The organism is Streptomyces thermolilacinus SPC6 (genome assembly GCF_000478605.2).
GTDB lineage: Bacteria > Actinomycetota > Actinomycetes > Streptomycetales > Streptomycetaceae > Streptomyces > Streptomyces thermolilacinus.
In genome coordinates this window covers 6,028,770-6,046,722 of record NZ_ASHX02000001.1, presented here as the reverse complement: position 1 = coordinate 6,046,722, position 17,953 = coordinate 6,028,770, and the positions used below count along the sequence as shown (strand labels likewise).

The window sequence follows — 17,953 nt, the reverse complement described above, 5'->3', positions numbered from 1 at the left end:
TGGGCAGGGCTCTCACGGAACCACGGATCCCCCGGGACCGGGTCCGGCTAACCCCGTTTCGCTGTATTCGCAACCGGTTGGGGGCATCGGCATGCTTCGGTGCGGACTGGGCACACGAACGTCCCCGAGTACGGAGGACGACGCCATGACCATGACGGAGCAGCCGGTCGGCCCGCCCGCAGGGCGCCGCCCCTCATCCACCCCGTGCCCCTCGTGCGCGCACAGCGCGCGGCAGGCCGGTGCGCAGGCCCACGCGGCCGCGGCGCCGGGCCGGGGCGTGGAGGCGGCCGTCACGGCCGTCGCGGCCCCCGCGGCCGTACTGGAGCCGGAGCGGCCGGAGACCGCTCGCGACCGGGTCAACCGCCGGTGGAACGAGATCCTCCAGGAGACCCGGGTCGCCCAGACGGGCGTACAGATCCTCTTCGGTTTCCTGCTGAGCGTCGCGTTCACGCCGCTGTTCCGGGACCTGGCCATGGCCGACCGGGTGATCTACGTGATAACGGTCGTGCTGGGCGCTTCCGCCACCGCGTCCCTGATCGCTCCGGTGTCGTTGCACCGGTTCCTGTCGGGGCAGCGGATGAAGGACGAGATGGTGGGCACCGCGCACAAGCTCATGATGTGCGGGATGGTGCTGCTCGCCCTGACGATCGGCTGCACCCTGCTGCTCATACTCCATGTCGCGGTGCCCGGGCCGCTCGCCGAGCTGCTCGTGGCCGGGGTGATGCTCTGGTTCGCGCTGTGCTGGTACGTACTCCCCCTGTGGCTGCGCCGTCGATCCGCCCGGCGGCTCGCGCGGCGATCGGTCCGGAGCTGAGAAAGGTGATGTTGTGCGGAGTGTGGGTGTCGAAGAGGAACTGCTGCTCGTGGACCGTCAGAACGGGGAGCCACGCGCCCTGTCCGCGGCGGTGCTCGCGGCGGCCTCACGCGACCCGCTGGGGAACGAGGAGGTGTTCGAGAGCGAACTCCAGCGGCAGCAGCTGGAGTTCGCGACGAGCCCGCGGACGGACATGCGGGACCTGGAGGAGGAGATCCGCCGCTGGCGGGCGGAGGCGGCCCGGCATGCCGAAGGGGTGGACGCGTCGGTGGTGGCGCTGGCCACCTCGCCGCTCGAGGTGAGCCCGACCCTCGGCACCCACGAGCGGCACCTGTGGCTGAAGGAGCACTTCGGCCTGACCGCGCAGGAGCAGCTGACGTGCGGCTGCCATGTGCACGTGTCGGTCGAGTCGGACGAGGAGGGCGTGGGCGTACTGGACCGCATCCGCCCGTGGCTGCCCGTGCTGCTGGCGCTCAGCGCCAACTCGCCGTTCTGGCAGGGCGAGGACAGCGGGTACAGCAGCTACCGCAACCGGGTGTGGGGGCGCTGGCCCTCGTCCGGGCCCGTCGAGGTGTTCGGGTCGGCCGACCGGTACCACGAGCAGGTCGCCGACATGATCGCGAGCGGGGCGCTGCGCGACGAGGGCATGGTGTACTTCGACGCCCGGCTGTCGAAGGCGTACCCGACCGTGGAGATCCGGGTCGCGGACGTCTGCCTGGACCCGTCCACGACCGTGCTGCTGGCCACGCTGATCCGGGGCCTGGTGGACACGGCCGCGCGGCAGTGGCGCGAGGGGGTGCCGCCGACGCGGCACGGTGTGGCGCTGCTGCGGCTGGCGAGCTGGCGCGCGGCGCGGTCGGGGATCGAAGGCGAGCTGATCCATCCGGTGACGATGCGCCCGGCCCCGGCGGAGGCGGTCGTACGCGCGCTGTTCGACCATGTGCGGGACGCGCTGGACGAGAACGGTGACGCGATGCCCGCGCAGGAGGCCCTGGCGGACCTGCTGGAGAACGGCAACGGCGCCGTCGTGCAGCGGCGGTTGCTGCACCGTACGGGCAGTCTGCGGTCCGTGGTCGCGGAGTGCGTCCGCCGCACCGTGGCCTGAGCGGAGCGGCACCGGCCACCGAGCCGCACCGTGCGCCCGAGCGCACTTCGGCCGAGGGCCTTGGGTCGGTACGAGCCGGGCGGCGCACGGGTGGCGCCGCCCGGCTCGGGCGTTCGAGGAGGCCGTGCGAGCCGATGGGACGTCCAGGCCGCCGGGAGCCAACGGGCTCAGGGGGCCGACGGGACGGCGGGGCGTTCAGGAGGCCGGGCGGGACGGCGGGCGTTCAGGAGGCCGGGCGGGACGGCGGGACCGTCGTCCCGTCCGCCTTGTCGGCCTCGTCCGCCTTGTCGCGCTCGGCCTTCATCGCGGCGGCCTCGCTCTTGAGGATGCGAGCGGACTTGCCGAGGGAGCGCGCCATCTCGGGCAGCTTCTTGCTGCCGAAGAGCAGCACGACGACTCCCAACAGGATGGCGAGGTGCCAAGCGCTGAACGTTCCCATCTTCCCTGCCTTCCGAGCGGGCCCCGCGCCGAGGAGTCCGACGCCGTGACCCTGGCGATCGTAACCGCCACGGATGAACGGCGGACTAGCGCGGACAAGAAGCCCGTCACGGCACCGGCCGAAACAAGGCACCGCGTCCCGGGCCCGGGGGCTGGCCGGACCGCGGGGAAACAGCACGTCTTAGGCGGAGATGACCCGATTAGTTGCCCGGGTAAAGTAATCGTCAAAGACGCGCCCGACCCGTTCGCCCGCACCGATCCAGCCACACCAGGGAGAGATCCACCGTGCACGCTCCACGGATGAGCAGTACGCCCCTGCCCGGAATCGGGGTCCGCTACGACCTCACGACCCGCGAGGACCGCCGCCTGTCGGTCGTCGCCCAACGGGACGGGACGCGGGTCCTGAACGCGTACCGGCGGGACGACCCCGACGAATGCGCGCTGTCCGTGAAGCTGACCGCTCCGGAGGCGGAGGCGCTGATCGACGCCCTCATGCCCGCGCACCACAGCCCGAGCCTGCTGTCCACGACGGACCTCGGCCTGGTGGCCGAGCGCGTGGAGCTGTCCTCGACGTCGTACTGGTGCGGGCGCCACCTCGGGGACACGCGGATGCGGACCGAGACGGGCGTGTCGATCGTCGCCGTGCTGCGCCGCGCCGACGCCATCCCCTCGCCGGGGCCGGACTTCCGGCTCGCGGGCGGGGACACGCTCATCGTCATCGGCACCCGCGAGGGTGTGGACGCCGCCGCCGCGATCCTCGGGAGGGAGTGATAGATGCACTCGTCCGCTGTCTTCCTGATCGAGTTCGGTGCGATCATCCTGGGCCTCGGCCTGCTGGGGCGCCTGGCCGGGCGGCTGAAGTTCTCGCCCATCCCGCTCTACCTGCTGGCGGGGCTCGCGTTCGGTACGGGCGGGCTGCTGCCGCTGGGCGCGAGCGAGGAGTTCGTGGCGATCGGCGCCGAGATCGGCGTGATCCTGCTGCTGCTGATGCTGGGCCTTGAGTACACGGCCACCGACCTGGTCAGCAATTTGAAGACCCAGTACCGGGCCGGGCTCGTGGACGCCGCGCTGAACGCGTTGCCGGGCGCGGCGATGGCGCTGCTGCTCGGCTGGGGCCCGGTCGCGGCGGTCGTCCTCGCGGGCGTCACGTGGATCTCCTCGTCGGGCGTGATCGCGAAGGTCCTCGGCGACCTGGGGCGGCTCGGCAACCGGGAGACCCCGGTGGTGCTGTCCATCCTGGTCCTGGAGGACCTGTCGATGGCCGTGTACCTGCCGATCGTCACGGCCCTGCTGGCCGGTGTCGGGCTGGCCGCGGGCAGCGCCACGCTGGCCATCGCGCTCGGTGTCGCGGGGCTCGTCCTGTTCCTGGCGCTGCGCTACGGGCGGCTGATCTCCCGGTTCGTCTCCAGTGACGACCCGGAGAAGCTGCTGCTGGTCGTACTGGGGCTGACGCTGCTGGTGGCGGGCATCGCCCAGCAGCTCCAGGTGTCCGCGGCGGTCGGCGCGTTCCTGGTCGGCATCGCCCTGTCCGGTGAGGCGGCGGAGGGCGCGCACCATCTGCTGAGCCCGCTGCGGGACCTGTTCGCCGCGGTGTTCTTCGTCTTCTTCGGCCTGCACACCGACCCCGCGAGCATCCCGCCCGTACTGCTGCCCGCGCTGGCGCTGGCCGTGGTGACGGCCGGTACGAAGATCGCGACCGGGTACTGGGCGGCGAAGCGCGCCGGCATCTCCGCCAAGGGCCGCTGGCGGGCGGGCGGGACGCTGGTGGCGCGCGGCGAGTTCTCCATCGTCATCGCGGGCCTGGCCGTGACGGCGGGCATCGAGCCGTCCCTCGGGCCGCTGGCCACGGCGTACGTGCTGATCCTCGTCGTCGTGGGGCCGCTGACCGCCCGCTACACCGAGCCGGTCGCGACCCGGCTGACCGCGCGGCTGCGCGGCACCGCACCGGCCGCCGCGGCGGCCCCGCCGCGCGAGGAGATGCTCGACCCGGTCGAGGACGGCACGCCGGACCGGGTCTGACCCGTCAGCGGTACGGCCTGGAGCCCCGCCCCGCCCCGGCACCGCGCGGGGCGACGGCACCCGGCCCGGTGGCCGCCCGTCGTAGGGCGGCCACCGGCCCGGGTGCTCCACCGAGGGGTGGTTCAGTCGCGGCCGAGCCACAGGTCGGGGCCGAACACCTCGTAGTGGACAGCCCGGGCGGGCACACCGCGCCGCAGCAGGTCGCCGCGCACCGCCCGCATGAAGGGCAGCGGGCCGCAGAGGTACGCGGTGACGTCCTCCGGCAGGTCGAGCGCGGCCACGTCGGCCGTGCCGCGCGAGGCGTCCGGGTCGTCGCCGGGCTCCTCGTACCACAGGTGCAGCCGGGCGTCGGGCAGCTCCCCGACGAGGCGGCTCAGCTCGTCGCGGTGGGCGTGGCCGGCGGGGGCCCGGTCGGCGTGGACGACCGTCACCGGGCGGCCGCTCCCCTCGGCGGCGAGGTGGTTCAGCATCGACAGCATCGGCGTGCAGCCGATACCGGCCGAGACCAGCAGCAGCGGCCCGTCACCCTCGGGCAGGACGAGGTCGCCGAACGGCGCGGACACGTTCAGGACGTCACCGGCGCGGGCGTTCCCGTGCAGCCACGACGACACCTCTCCCTCCGGCCCCGTGCCGCCCCGGACGCGCTTGACGGTGATCCGCCACTCGGTGCCGCCAGGCGCGGAGGACAGGCTGTACTGGCGTATCTGGCGGGCCCCGTCGGGCAGTTCGGCCTGGACGCTGACGTACTGGCCCGGGCGGAACGCCCCGGCGGGCGTGCCGTCGGCGCGGCGCAGGACGAGGGACACGGCGTCGGCGGTCTCCTCGCGGCGCTCCACGACCTCCATGCGGCGCCAGGTCGCGCCCTCGGGGGTGCCGGCCTCCTGGTAGAGGCGGGTCTCGACGGCGCTGAGGGCCCCCGCCATCAGCCAGTAGACCTCGTCCCAGGCGGCGGCCACCTCCTCGGTGACGGCGTCGCCGAGGACCTCTGCGATGGCGGCGAAGAGGTGCTGGTGGACGAGCTTGTACTGCTCGGAGGTGACACCGAGCGAGGCGTGCTTGTGGGCGATGCGGGAGAGCATCGCGTCCGGGCGGGTGCCGGGGTGCTCCAGGAGCATCCCGGCGAAGGCGGCGATGGAGCCCGCGAGGGCCTTCTGCTGCTCGCCGCTCGCCTGGTTGCCGCGGTTGAACAGGTCGCGAAGCAGCTCCGGCCGGTCGGTGAACAGCTTCTCGTAGAACAGCTCGGTGATCTCGCCGATGCGGGCGCCGACGACGGGCAGGGTGGCGCGGACGACCGGGACGGACTGCTCGGACAGCACAGCGACTCCTGAAGTGGTATTCGATCTTCGCATTTGAAGTGCCGACCGCGGGCCCGGTCGGCACCCGCGCGAGGGGGAGGTTTCCGCGGTTCAGCCGGGGCGGCGGCCGACGAGACCGACGAGCACCGGGCCGGCGGGCGAGGACACCAGGTCGGCGACGGTGAGCGGGGCGAGCGTGGCGTAGAAGGCCTCCTGCGCGTCGCGCAATGCCCCGCGCAGCCGGCACGCGGCGCGCAGCGGACAGGGCGTCTCGCTTTCACAGGCGACGACCTCCCCGTCCCCTTCCAGCTCTCTGACCAGCCAGCCGACCGACGCCCCGCGCCCGAGCGCGGTGAGCGCCAGACCGCCGCCACGGCCCCGGCGGGCCTCCAGCACGCCGAGGTGCCGCAGCCGGGTGACGGCCTTGGCCATATGGGCGACGGGCACGCCCATGGACTCGGCCACCTCGCGAGCGGTCGGCGGCCCCTCGTCGTCGACGACGGCGAGCCGCATGACGGCACGGAGCGCCAGGTCGGTGAACTTCGTCAGCCTCACGCCACGAGACGCTAGCAAAGGCGCATCTGAGGTTCGCCTTTGGGGATGGAGGCGACGCGCTGTGGCGCACGCCACAGCGGAAAGCGGAAGCAAGGGTGCCGGTGCCGGTTCCGCCCGCCCCATTGATCGATCAAACTGGGGTGTGGTTAGCATATGAGCACCGCCTAGCTCGAAAGATAATTCCTGTGACTGTCAAAGACGACTCGTTCACCAACTGGAAGAACCGCGAGGAGATCGCGGAGTCGATGATCCCGATGATCGGGAAGCTGCATCGGGAACGGGACGTCACCGTCCTGCTGCACAGCCGGTCCTTGGTGAACAAGTCGGTGGTGAGCATCCTCAAGACCCACCGGTTCGCACGGCAGATCGCCGGTGAGGAGCTGTCGGTCACCGAGACGCTCCCGTTCCTCGAGGCCCTCACGACGCTCGACCTGGGCCCCTCGCAGATCGACATCGGCATGCTGGCCGCGACCTACAAGGCCGACACGCGCGGCCTGTCCGTCGAGGAGTTCACCGCCGAGGCCGTGGCCGGCGCCACCGGCGAGAACAAGATCGAGCGCCGCGAGCCCCGCGACGTCGTCCTGTACGGCTTCGGCCGCATCGGCCGTCTCGTCGCCCGCCTGCTCATCGAGAAGACCGGCTCGGGCAACGGCCTGCGGCTGCGGGCCATCGTCGTCCGCCGCGGCGGTGACCAGGACATCGTCAAGCGCGCCTCGCTGCTGCGCCGCGACTCCATCCACGGCCAGTTCCAGGGCACCATCACCGTGGACGAGGCGAACAGCACGATCGTCGCCAACGGCAACGAGATCAAGGTGATCTACGCCAACGACCCGTCGGAGCTGGACTACACGGCGTACGGCATCAACGACGCCATCCTCATCGACAACACCGGCAAGTGGCGTGACCGCGAGGGCCTTTCCAAGCACCTGCGCCCGGGCGTCGCCAAGGTCGTCCTGACCGCGCCGGGCAAGGGCGACGTCCCGAACATCGTCCACGGCGTCAACCACGACACGATCAAGCCGGACGACCAGGTCCTGTCCTGCGCGTCCTGCACCACCAACGCGATCGTCCCGCCGCTCAAGGCGATGGCGGACGAGTACGGCGTGCTGCGCGGCCACGTGGAGACCGTCCACTCGTTCACCAACGACCAGAACCTGCTGGACAACTACCACAAGGCCGACCGCCGCGGCCGCTCCGCGCCGCTCAACATGGTCATCACCGAGACCGGTGCCGCCTCCGCCGTCGCGAAGGCCCTGCCGGACCTCAAGGCGCCCATCACCGGCAGCTCGATCCGCGTCCCCGTCCCGGACGTCTCGATCGCGATCCTGTCGCTGCGCCTGGGCCGCGAGACGACCCGCGAGGAGGTCCTCGACTACCTCCGCAACGTGTCGCTGACCTCGCCGCTGAAGCGTCAGATCGACTTCATCAGCGCGCCCGACGCCGTGTCGAGCGACTTCATCGGCTCGCGCCACGCGTCGATCGTCGATGCCGGCGCGACCAAGGTGGACGGCGACAGCGCCATCCTCTACCTGTGGTACGACAACGAGTTCGGCTACTCCTGCCAGGTCATCCGGGTCGTGCAGCACGTCTCCGGCGTGGAGTACCCGACCTACCCCGCCCCGGCGGTCTGATCGCCCGGCCGGTCCGACAGGTACCCGTACCCGTCCTCCGCGTCAGCCCTGCCGCCCGGCCCGACCGGGCGGCAGGGCTGACGCGTTCGCACCGGCGTTCCTCGGCGGGGCGGCGCGGGCGGGTACGGGCCCGTCAGGCGGGGCGGCGGGCGTGGACGTACAGGTGCTCCTCGGGCCCCGCGTCCGGCCCGTGCGGGCGGTACACCGCCGTGTGGTGATGGACGACCTCCAGGCCCGCGGCCGCGAGGAGCCGCAGGTGCTCGTCGCTGGACAGGCTGCTGACCGTCACCCGGTGGCCCATCCACACGATGTCCAGGCCCCGGATGTCGCCGGGCACGGTCGCGAGCGCGAGCGCACCGCCCGGGGCGACCCAGGAGGCCATCCGGGTCAGCGACCCGGCCACCTCCGGCTGGTCCATGACGAGCAGCGGGAAGAAGGCGCACACCGCGTCGTACCCGCCCTCGGGCGGTTCGAAGGTCCGCACGTCGGCCACCTCGAAACGGGCGCCGGGCACCCGTTCCCGCGCGACCCGCACCATCTCGGCGGACACGTCGATCCCGGTGACGTCGAAACCGGCCCGCGCCAGCCGCTCGGCCGTCGGCCGCCCCGTGCCGCTGCCCACGTCCAGGACCCGCGCGCCGGGCGGGATGCGGCCCATGAGCCAGTCCAGCGCGGCGAGCTGGCCGGGGACGTCGGCGAAGACCTCCTCGTAGCGCGCGCCCACCTCGTCGAAGACCTCGGCGGCGGACCTGCCGCCGCCCTGTGGCGCCTCGCTCACCACACCACCTCCCTGTCGGCCGGACCCGCGCGGAGCGGCGGGCCCTGATCGGTAGGCCAGACCGTACCGGCGCGCGGGCCCCCCGGGCCAGGGGGAACCGGCTGCCGGGGGGCGGCCGTTCACAGCCGGGCGCCCGTCGGGCACGGGGCATTGGTCAGGGGCGTGGGCGCGCTCCCGGCGGCCGGGCGGCGTTGTCAGTGGTGCTGGCTACCGTGGACGGCATGATCGATGCCGAGGACGTCCGCCGTATCGCGCTGTCCTTCCCCGAGACGGTGGAGAAGGAGGCGTGGAGCATGCCCACGTTCCGCGTGGCGGGGAAGATGTACGTCACGATCCCCGACGACCAGACGTCGTTCGCCGTGCGCTGCCCCCGGTTCGAGCGCGCCGAGCTGATCGCCGCCGAGCCGGAGAAGTTCTGGGTCCCGCCGCACGAGGCGAGTTCGGCGTGGGTACGGGTGCGGCTCGCCGCGCTGGAGGGGGTGGACGAGCTGCGGGACATCCTCGTGGACTCCTGGCGGCAGGCGGCGCCCGACCGGCTCGCCGAACAGCACCCCGACCTGCGGCCCGGCGCGGGAGCGGGCGGGTGAACCGGCTCCACGGCGGGCCGGGCGCGCGGCGGGGGCATATGCCACGACGCGGCCGTGTCGGCCAATGGGCTGACATGCCGCCACGGGCTTCCTAGAGTACGGGGCCACAGGACTTCCGGGGGGTTCCATGCACCGAACGGGCTGGTGGAGAGTCGCGTTACTGAGCGCGTGCCTGGTGGTGGTCGGCAGCCCCTGGGCGCGCGAGGGCCTGCTGGACGTCTGGACGTCGGGCGACGCGGGCGTCATGTCGATGGTGTACCGGGCGCTGCTCGCCCCGGGCTGGGAGCTGTCGCCGGGGACCGACCCCTACACGCGCGCCCCGGACCTGCGCGGCAATGTCGCCTTCCTGACGCTGCTGGCCGGGATCGCGGTGCTCGTGCCGCGGCTGGTGGGGCGGGCCCCCGCGGGGCGCGGCATACGCTTCGCGGCCGCCCTGGGGACCGGTGTGCTGGTCTCGATGATCAGCACGCTCGTGTCGTGGGCGGTCGTGGTCTCCGCCGAGCCGGGTGCCACCCTCGCCTTCGGCCGCAGCGACGACGACGTGTTCATCCTCTTCGTCATCGACGGCCTCGTCCTCGGTGCCCTGCTGGGCCTGGCCATCCGTCTCGTCCACATCGGGGCCGGCCCGCCCGGGCAGGTCGCCCCGTCGCCCGCCGCCCCCGGTGGCGACGCCCCCGTGGCCGACGACACCCCGGCCGTCGGGCACACGGCCCAGCCCGTCGCGACCGGCAAGGAGCCGGGCGACGTGACGCGCTACCTGTGCGCCGCGGCCTACACCGATCCGGTGTTCGCCCGCCGCGTCGTGGAGGGTGTGCTCGGGGACCGGCTCGGCGCGATAGCCGTGTCGCCCGGTGTGGACCTGGTGCCCGTGGCGCGGCACAGCCTGACGGCGCGGCGGCTTCACCGGGAGCGGAACCGGAAGCTGCTCGCGGCGTACGGCCTGGTGGCGCTGTTCGGCCCGCTGTGGCTGCTGTACGCCTGGATGGTGCCCGGGTTGCTGGGCAGCGTGTCCACGTCCGCCGCGAAGTATCTGCCCCGGCGGGGACGGCATGTGCCCCAGGCGGCTTTCTGGCCGCTGGCCGCCATGGCCTTCTTCCTTCTCGCCGCCGGTGTCCTGACGGGTGTGGTCCTGTCGGCGCTGCCGCTGCCGGGTGTCCTGCTCTGGCTGATCGGAGGGTACGGGTACGGGTTTCCGCCGCTGCTCGCGGTCGCGGCGGGCACGGCGCTGGCGCTGCGTACGGTCCTCCACGAGGAGGCGGACATCGACGCGCGGCTGCGCGGTGCGCTGCGCCGCGACGCGTTCGACCCGGACGCGCTGCCGCGCCCGGCGCCGGTCGAGCCGTGGGCGGCCGCCAGGATCGCGGCGCTCGCCGACGCGCAGCGGGGAAACGTCACCTGCTACAGCGGTTTCACGCCGTTCATCGGGTTCGGCAGGCGGGAGTCGGAGTGGACGCTGTCCCTGCCGCTGCTGCCGCCCGAACCGTCGGGCCGGGTCACGGACTTCGACGCCTGGGACGTGGTGGAGCGGCTGCGCCGCCGCCTCACGGAGACGGCCGGTGAGCTGCCCGGAGCGCGGGGCGGGGCCGGTCTGACGGTGGAGGACCGGGTGTTCGTCAGCGGCCGGGAGCTGTCCGCTGACGGCCGGCTGCTCCCGGACCCGCTGCGGGCGCCCGCCACGCGTCTGCCGGACGCGGCCGTACGGGAGGTCGCGCTGCACCCGGACGGCCCGGCCCGGCACTTCCTGGTGGCCCATCTGCCGCTGTGGGGCGGCGAGATCGTGCCCAGCCAGTTCCTGCACGTCGCGGTGGCGGGAGGGACGCTGCACCTGCGGTGCGACCGGTATGTCCTGGGGCCCGTACGGCGCGACATGCACGCCGTCGATCTGCTGCCCCCGGCCGCCGTGGCCGGGAGCCGTCGCGCGCTGCTGCCGGGGGCGCTGCGGCGCACGGGCGGCGCCCTGTGGCGGGCGCCCTGGTCGTGCCTGGCCGACGTTCTCACCGAGCGCCGCAGGCCGCGGCGACTGGACAGCGAGCTGCGGGCGGCACGTGAGGACCCCGCCTTCGACCGGGGCGCCCGGCTGAGCATCCGCGAGACCGCCCAGGGCCCCGAGTACTTCCACCACTTCCAGCTGCTGGACGGGCGGCGCGCGCTGAACGCGCTGGACCGGCACGCCCTCGCCGCCGTACGGGACTTCCTGGACGAGCACGGTGTGGACACGACCGACTTCCGCGCCCAGACGCAGACGATCCTCAACCACGGCGTCCTCCAGACGGGCGGGGTGAGCGTGGTGGGGAACCAGGCGGTCGGCGCCGGGGCCCGGGCGACCACCAAGTCCGCGCAGGCCAGTGCGGGGAGCGGGCCGCCGTCCGGCGGCGCGGCCGCACGATAGGAGGGGGAAGCGTGTCCGAGCACGACCAGCAGGGTCCCGGCGAGACGTCCGGGGCGGCCAACTTCGGCGTACAGCAGTACGGGGGGCAGAGCAGCGTAACCAATCAGGCCATCGGCCCGAACGCACGGGCCGTCGCGGGCCGGATCACCGTCCACGCGCCCGGCGGCGATCAGCAGCGCGCCCAGGTGGAGCAGTTGATCCAGCTCGTGGAGCGGCTGCTGGAGGAGCACCGGGCGGTGCTGCCCGACCAGGAGGCGCCGCGGGTGGAGCTGCGCCGGCTGCGGGAGGAGCTGGAGGAGGGCGAGCCCGAGCCGGGCGTGGTGCGGCGCGCCCTGACCCGGCTGGCGGCCTTCGCGGAGCCCGCGGCGCCGCTCGCGGCGGCGGTGGCGGAACTGACCCGGGCCGTAGGCGGGTTCTGACCGCGTACCGCCCTCCGCCCCACTCTGGTCCAGACCTCTTGACGAAAGGTCTGGACCAGAAGACTCTGAGGTTCCCTGGCCGGGCCGAGGAGGGAGACGCGGAGATGGCACCTCGCGGAAGAAGGCTGCTGGGCATGGGCCTCGTGGCGGCGGGTCTCGTACAGTCACTGGGCGGCGCGGCGCTGCCGACGGCGGCCGCCCGCCCCTCCCCCGCCGCCGCCGGGGCACCGGCGGCGACCGCCACCTGCGCGGTCAAACCCAAGCCCACCGGCAAGGTCCTCCAGGGCTACTGGGAGAACTGGGACGGCGCCGCGAACGGCGTCCACCCGCCGTTCGGCTGGACCCCGATCACCGACCCCCGCATCCGCAGCCACGGCTACAACGTCGTCAACGCCGCGTTCCCCGTGATCCGTTCGGACGGCACGGCCCTGTGGCAGGACGGCATGGACAACACCGTGAAGGTGCCCACACCGGCCGAGATGTGCGAGGCGAAGGCCGCCGGACTGACGGTGCTGCTGTCCATCGGCGGCGCCGCCGCGGGCATCGACCTCAACTCGACGGCCGTCGCCGACCGGTTCGTCGCGACGATCGTGCCGATCCTGAAGACGTACAACTTCGACGGGATCGACATCGACATCGAGACCGGCCTGGTCGGCAGCGGCAGCATCAACCGGCTGTCCGCCTCGCAGGCCAACCTGATCCGCGTCATCGACGGCATCCTGGAGCGGATGCCGCCCGGCTTCGGCCTGACCATGGCACCCGAGACCGCGTACGTCACGGGCGGCAGCGTCGTCTACGGCTCCATCTGGGGCGCGTACCTGCCGGTCATCAAGAAGTACGCGGACAACGGCCGCCTGTGGTGGCTGAACATGCAGTACTACAACGGCAGCATGTTCGGCTGCTCCGGCGACTCGTACGCGGCGGGCACCGTCGCCGGGTTCACCGCGCAGACCGACTGCCTCGACCGGGGCCTCGTCGTGCAGGGCACCACCGTCCGCGTCCCGTACGACAAGCAGGTCCCCGGCCTGCCCGCCCAGCCGGGCGCGGGTGGCGGCCACATGCAGCCGGGCACGGTCGCCCGGGCGTGGAACGCGTACGGCGGACGCCTCAAGGGCCTGATGACGTGGTCCGTCAACTGGGACGGCTCACGGAACTGGACCTTCGGCGACAACGTCAAGGCGCTCCAGGGACGTTGACCCTCACACCCCGGCGGGCACCACGGGAAGCACGACCTCCCAGGTGTCCACGGCGAAGTGGGTGCCCATCCCGTGCGCCTCGTAGATGCGCAGCGCGCCGGTCTCGTTGAGCGTGTCCACACCGAGCCCGATGGTGTCCCGCCCGAGTCCGGCGTACGTACCGAACGCGTACCGCAGCAGGTACCCGGCGATGCCCCGGCCCCGGTACTCCCGCCGGACGCCGATGTTGCGGATCCACGCCATGGTCTGCCGGTCGTTGCGCGAGAACAGCACGGCCACGTCGTCGGCGCCGATCGAGGCGATCCACACGAGTGACCAGTCCACGCGGCCGCCGCCGATGTCGTCGAGCCACTGCTCGTACGTGCGGGGCTGGTGGTCGAAGTGCTGGCTGAACGTCTCCTGGATCAGGGCGTGGGCGCGCCGCCGGTCCGCCTCGTCGGCGCAGTCGCGCAGCACGAGGCCCGCGGGCGCCTCGGGGACCGCCAGGTCGGCGTCGGAGAGGGCCCGGGTCATCACGTGGTGGCGCCGCACCCGGTCCCAGCCGCGCCGGGCGAGCATGTCGAGGTCGGTGGTGGGGGTGGCGTTGAGGTGCAGGTGGAGGACGGCGCGGGAGGCTCCGTTGGCCCGTGCCCGCTCGGCGGCCCGCCGCTCGACCAGCGTGAACAGATGCTCGCCCGCGGCGTCGTGGCCGGGCAGGACGTAGTGGTCGGTGTTGATCCGCTCGGCGCCGGAGTCGTCCCACACGAGCGCGTACCCGACGAGCCGCCCGTCCTCGAAGGCGAGCCAGGAGTCCTCACGGAGGTCCACCTCGGGGTGGGCGAGATCGGTCTCCACGTCGTGGAGTTCGGTGTCGGGGCTGCCGGTCTCGATCGTGTCGATCTCGTTGAGCAGCGCGCATATCAGCTGCGCGTCGTCGGCGGTCGCCGGACGGACGGTGAAGGGTCTTTCGGAATGCATCAGGCCACTGTCGGGCCCGCCGCGCGTCCCCGCAAACGATTTCCGCCCCGTCGGCCCCGTGAGCCGGGGCCCCGGCCGGGCGCCCGGCCGGGGCCCCGGCTCACGGGGCGGGCGGGGCGGGAGGTGGGGGCAGGTCTGGGCTGCCGAGATGACGAGCACGCTCCGCCTGGAAGCGATCACCCCGGACAACTTCGACGCGGCGGTCGGCCTGCGCGTGCGGCCCGGGCAGGAACACATGGTCGCACCGGTCGTGAAGTCCCTGGCCGAAGCGTACGTCCACCCCGCCACTGCCTGGCCGCGCCTGATCCTCGACGGTGACCGGCCCGTCGGCTTCCTGATGGCGTTCTTCGGCCTCGACTGGCCGGGCGACGGCTCGGGCACCGATGTCCGTTCCGGCCTGTGGCGTCCCAACATCGCGGCCGACGCGCAGGGCCGGGGGTACGGCCGCTTCGCGGTCGAGTCGGTGGCCGCCGAGATCCGCCGACGCGGCGGCACCCGCCTCACCACCACCTGGCATCCGGGCCAGGACGGCCCCGAGGGGTTCTACCTGGGGCTGGGCTTCCGCCCGACGGGCGAAGTCGAGCGGCGGCCAGACCGTCGGGGAGCTGTGTCTGCGCCAGGTCGCCTCCGATGTCCCCGGCGCGGATGTCCCGCCTCCGCGCATGCGCTGACCTCACGCCTCCCGCCCCGCAGCCCTCTCTCCCCCGGCCTTCGGGACCCGCCGCAGGCGTCGGTGCGGAACTCGGCGACGCTCCCGGCCTTGTCACCGTCCGGCCCGGAGCCGTCGGTGTCACCGACCCGGTAGCGGACCTGGCCGGGCTTGAGGACGGCCAGGTCGGCAAGGGTGAACTCCACGTGGGCGGCCGACCAGGAGTTGTCCGTCGTCCAGCCGTACAGGACGTGGCGGACGCCGCTCTCCAGCCAGGGCGGCTGCGGCGGCGGGGCCTTGAACGGCGAGGACTCCCCCGGCGGCGCGTCGAGGGGCCACGTGGTGAATCCGGTGACTGGCTCCTCGGCTTCCCAGCGGGCGACGGGACGTGGAGAGGAGGACTCGTCGTCGTCGCCGATGTAGAGGGTGGTTCCGTCGATGTGGTCCTGGAACATGACCACCACTCCGAGCGGGCGCCCGGTCTCGGACACGGGAACGCCGGTCCTCCCCGCGCTCGGCACCGTGCACCCCGCCAGTGCTCCCAGCCCGATCGCGGCCGCCGGCACCACGCTGTTCACCCGTCGCCTACCCGCCCCCTGAAAGTCCCGCCGCCCCCGCCCCCGAACGGGGGGCGGACGCGCCGTCGCACACGGGCTTTCGGGTCCGGCGCGGGCGGTATCGGGATCCGGAATGCGGGGGTGCGGAAAGGCGCCCGGGCCGGGCAGGCCGGACGCGGACGCCGTGGTGCGGGGCCGGTCAGTCTCCGGTGTTCGTGGCCCAGAGCGGGTTGTTCGACTGGTTGTAGACCACCACGTTGCCGTCGTCCTGGACTGCCAGGGTGTGGCCGCGCTGCCAGGTGTTGGAGGCCCACAGGGCCTTGCCCTTGGCGTCGTACAGGACGAAGTTGCCGTCCTGCTGGAAGACCGCGCAGTCGCCGTTGGGCCAGGCGCCCGGGGCCTGCCAGGCGGCCCGACCGGTCCCGGCCGCCGGGACGGTCACCGCGAGGTTTTCCATGCGTTTCGGCGGACAATCCAAGGGGTTCTGCGAAAGGTGCGCTTCGGGCCAGCGGAAGGGGCGGCGAAGAAATGTTCCGTCCGTTGACCCGGCACTCTTTCCGTGATTCGCCGGGGCATTCGTAATCGGCTGGATTCACTTTCCGGGGATTATCGGATTCGCCGCTCTGCCGCTTTCCCTATCGTCCGGCCGTCGGCGGTCCCGGCTCTCAGGACGCCGTCGCGCAGGCCGGGTGGCCCCAGCCCGTGTCGTTCTTGGCGATCGTCTCGCCCTTCCCGTACGGGCTGCCGCAGCGGCAGCGGCCGGGGAACTTCGCCTTCACCGTGCCGCCCCGCGAGCCGCCGGACCTGGAGGCGCCGGACTTGGGGGTGCCGTTCGCGGGGCGCGGGCGGCGGGGCGCCGACGGGCGTTCGCGGGTGTCCGGGGGCGGCAGGACCGAACCGGCGGCCGACCCCGCGGGCTCCTGCGTGACGGCCGACCGGCTGGCCGCCGCGTCGGCCGCGGCGTTCAGGGGGTCGCCGTCCACCTGGTGGGCGGGCGTGTACACGAACCGCACGTCCCGGCCGGTCAGCAGCCCGTCGATGGCGACGACCAGGTCCCGGTTGGCCACGGGCGAGCCGGACGCCGTCTTCCAGCCCTTGCGGCGCCACCCCGGCAGCCACGTCGTGACGGCCTTCATCGCGTACTGGGAGTCCATGCGGACCTCCAGCGGCGTCGCCGGGTCGGTGGCCTCCAGCAGCCGCTGGAGCGCGGTCAGCTCGGCGACGTTGTTGGTCGCCCGGCCGAGCGGGCCCGCCTCCCAGGAGGCGACGTCCCCGTCCGTACCGGCGATGACCCACGCCCAGGCCGCGGGCCCGGGATTGCCCTTGCACGCCCCGTCACAGGCGGCGATGATCCGTTCCGTCATTGTCCCGATCCTGCCATGTCCGCGGATACGTTTCGTCCACCCACCGGGCCCCGTCCCCTCACGCCTCCGCGACGACTTCCCACGGCGGTGGTGTGCGGCCGTCCGTCCAGGCCGCGAGCGCCTCGCCGTCCACGCAGACGATGCCCAGCGCGGCGGCGTACTCGACGGCCGGCGCGGTGAACGTGCTGGTCGTCACGACGACCGCGACCTCGGCCTCGTGGACGGCGAAGCACGTGCCGCCGAACCGCTGGAGGTCCTGGGAGCCCACCGGGTGGCCGGGCCCGTACTGCTTGCACTGGACGACCAGCCGCCGCCCGTCGGGTGTGGTCGCCACCACGTCGGCGCCCAGGTCGCCGGGGCCGCCGGACACCTCGGTGCGGGTGCAGCCGTCGCGTACGCACAGGGCGGCGACCGTGTGCTCGAAGCCCTGCGGGTCCACCCCCTCGTGGTCCACGGCGTCCCCGTCCAGCACGGGCACGGGCGCGGGACCGCCGTCGGGGGGAGGCGGTACCGCCCCGGGCCCGCTCCCGTACGACGCCCGTACCGCGCCCGGCCCGTCCACGCGGTCCGCCGGTACCGCCTCCGGCCCCTCCACGCAGGACGCCCCCACGGCCGGCCCGTCCGCGTACGACGCCCGCACCGCGCCCGGCCCCTCCCCGTACGGCACCCGTACCGCTCCGGGGCCGCCGTCGCGGGCCGCCGGTACGTCCCCGTAGCCCGCCGCCACCTCCCCGGGCCCGCCCCCGTAGCCCGCCGGTCCGCCCCCGGGCCCGCCCTCGCCCGGGCCCCGGCCGGTCACCCGGCGGGCCACCGCGACGACCGCGGCGACGGCCAGGGCCAGCACCATCGGGCCGAAGGCCCCGTACGCACCGCCCCACACCGTCCGCACCAGCAGCGCGAGACCGCCCACAACGGCTCCGACCAGGCCCACCGCCAGCACCACGTCCCGCCACCCGGCCCGCCTGCCCGGCCCGCTCCCCCGCCCCGCCACGGCCACACCCGACCCCCTCCACCCCACACGGACACGTCATGGAACCGGACACCGGCACGCCACGGGCACCGGCATCGGCCCATTTCCCCGCCTGGCCGCCTACCCCACCCGCAAACCTGCCGACGCACCGGTCGCGCCGGGTGGGCGGCGTCCCGCGCCTTTCGGCCACCGCCCCACGAGGGCGCTCCCCTCGGTCATGTGGCGGGCGA

At 73.5% G+C, this 17,953-nt stretch carries 17 protein-coding genes and 1 pseudogene; 10 read left to right on the top strand and 8 right to left on the bottom strand.

What is annotated here, in order from left to right; translation table 11 throughout:
- The first annotated feature begins 145 nt into the window (after nt 1-145).
- Both J116_RS26280 and J116_RS26275 read left to right on the top strand, forming a co-directional pair.
- Entirely contained in the window at nt 146-814 is a 669-nt protein-coding gene (locus tag J116_RS26280) for a DUF6328 family protein (protein WP_023590065.1), read from the top strand.
- A gap of 13 nt (nt 815-827) precedes the next feature.
- Nucleotides 828-1,919, top strand: a complete 1,092-nt coding sequence (locus tag J116_RS26275) for a glutamate--cysteine ligase 2 (protein ID WP_028964550.1) — start codon at nt 828-830, stop codon at nt 1,917-1,919.
- Between the two features lie 223 nt (nt 1,920-2,142).
- Here the strand turns inward: J116_RS26275 and tatA are convergent, their stop codons facing one another.
- Nucleotides 2,143-2,358 carry a Sec-independent protein translocase subunit TatA gene (gene tatA / locus J116_RS26270; protein ID WP_023590063.1) on the bottom strand — a complete coding sequence of 72 codons (216 nt, stop codon included), beginning with the start codon at nt 2,356-2,358 and terminating at the stop codon, nt 2,143-2,145.
- 299 nt (nt 2,359-2,657) lie between these two features.
- On the opposite strand from tatA, the gene J116_RS26265 reads away from it, so the two are divergent.
- Nucleotides 2,658-3,128, top strand: coding sequence for a cation:proton antiporter regulatory subunit (locus J116_RS26265; RefSeq protein ID WP_023590062.1), 471 nt, complete (start codon nt 2,658-2,660; stop codon nt 3,126-3,128).
- Between the two features lie 3 nt (nt 3,129-3,131).
- A complete protein-coding gene (locus J116_RS26260; RefSeq protein ID WP_023590061.1) occupies nt 3,132-4,376 on the top strand; it encodes a cation:proton antiporter in 1,245 nt (414 codons plus the stop codon).
- Between the two features lie 122 nt (nt 4,377-4,498).
- On the opposite strand, the gene J116_RS26255 is transcribed toward J116_RS26260, so the two are convergent.
- Complete coding sequence (locus tag J116_RS26255; RefSeq protein WP_023590060.1) at nt 4,499-5,692, bottom strand: globin domain-containing protein; 1,194 nt, start codon at nt 5,690-5,692, stop codon at nt 4,499-4,501.
- Between the two features lie 90 nt (nt 5,693-5,782).
- Nucleotides 5,783-6,226, bottom strand: coding sequence for an RrF2 family transcriptional regulator (locus J116_RS26250; RefSeq protein ID WP_023590059.1), 444 nt, complete (start codon nt 6,224-6,226; stop codon nt 5,783-5,785).
- Between the two features lie 185 nt (nt 6,227-6,411).
- On the opposite strand from J116_RS26250, the gene J116_RS26245 reads away from it, so the two are divergent.
- Complete coding sequence (locus J116_RS26245; RefSeq protein WP_023590058.1) at nt 6,412-7,857, top strand: glyceraldehyde-3-phosphate dehydrogenase; 1,446 nt, start codon at nt 6,412-6,414, stop codon at nt 7,855-7,857.
- A 133-nt stretch (nt 7,858-7,990) separates the two neighbouring features.
- On the opposite strand, the gene J116_RS26240 is transcribed toward J116_RS26245, so the two are convergent.
- Nucleotides 7,991-8,635: a class I SAM-dependent methyltransferase gene (locus tag J116_RS26240; RefSeq protein ID WP_028964549.1), complete on the bottom strand. Its 645-nt coding sequence runs from the start codon at nt 8,633-8,635 to the stop codon at nt 7,991-7,993.
- Nucleotides 8,636-8,856: 221 nt separating this feature from the next.
- Here J116_RS26240 and J116_RS26235 point away from each other — a divergent pair, with 221 nt between their 5' ends.
- The 4 genes from J116_RS26235 to J116_RS26220 all read left to right on the top strand — a co-directional run bounded on the left by J116_RS26235 (nt 8,857) and on the right by J116_RS26220 (nt 13,226).
- A complete protein-coding gene (locus tag J116_RS26235) occupies nt 8,857-9,222 on the top strand; it encodes an MmcQ/YjbR family DNA-binding protein (protein WP_028964548.1) in 366 nt (121 codons plus the stop codon).
- A 127-nt stretch (nt 9,223-9,349) separates the two neighbouring features.
- A complete protein-coding gene (locus J116_RS26230; RefSeq protein WP_037946990.1) occupies nt 9,350-11,611 on the top strand; it encodes a hypothetical protein in 2,262 nt (753 codons plus the stop codon).
- 11 nt (nt 11,612-11,622) lie between these two features.
- Nucleotides 11,623-12,030 (top strand): DUF5955 family protein, encoded by a 408-nt coding sequence (locus tag J116_RS26225; RefSeq protein ID WP_023590054.1) that lies wholly within the window; start codon nt 11,623-11,625, stop codon nt 12,028-12,030.
- A 104-nt stretch (nt 12,031-12,134) separates the two neighbouring features.
- Nucleotides 12,135-13,226, top strand: coding sequence for a chitinase (locus J116_RS26220; protein ID WP_028964546.1), 1,092 nt, complete (start codon nt 12,135-12,137; stop codon nt 13,224-13,226).
- 3 nt (nt 13,227-13,229) lie between these two features.
- Here the strand turns inward: J116_RS26220 and J116_RS26215 are convergent, their stop codons facing one another.
- Nucleotides 13,230-14,183 carry a GNAT family N-acetyltransferase gene (locus tag J116_RS26215; protein WP_023590052.1) on the bottom strand — a complete coding sequence of 318 codons (954 nt, stop codon included), beginning with the start codon at nt 14,181-14,183 and terminating at the stop codon, nt 13,230-13,232.
- A gap of 148 nt (nt 14,184-14,331) precedes the next feature.
- Between J116_RS26215 and J116_RS26210 the strand changes: the two are divergent.
- Nucleotides 14,332-14,854, top strand: a pseudogene (locus J116_RS26210) (GNAT family N-acetyltransferase).
- A 734-nt stretch (nt 14,855-15,588) separates the two neighbouring features.
- Here J116_RS26210 and J116_RS26200 read toward each other — a convergent pair.
- The 3 genes from J116_RS26200 to J116_RS31110 all read right to left on the bottom strand — a co-directional run bounded on the left by J116_RS26200 (nt 15,589) and on the right by J116_RS31110 (nt 17,750).
- Nucleotides 15,589-15,846 carry a hypothetical protein gene (locus tag J116_RS26200; protein ID WP_051203621.1) on the bottom strand — a complete coding sequence of 86 codons (258 nt, stop codon included), beginning with the start codon at nt 15,844-15,846 and terminating at the stop codon, nt 15,589-15,591.
- Nucleotides 15,847-16,054: 208 nt separating this feature from the next.
- On the bottom strand, nt 16,055-16,753 hold the full coding sequence (locus J116_RS26195; protein WP_023590048.1) for a ribonuclease H family protein: 699 nt from the start codon (nt 16,751-16,753) through the stop codon (nt 16,055-16,057).
- Between the two features lie 58 nt (nt 16,754-16,811).
- Nucleotides 16,812-17,750, bottom strand: a complete 939-nt coding sequence (locus tag J116_RS31110) for a restriction endonuclease (protein ID WP_235617388.1) — start codon at nt 17,748-17,750, stop codon at nt 16,812-16,814.
- Nucleotides 17,751-17,953: the final 203 nt, after the last annotated feature.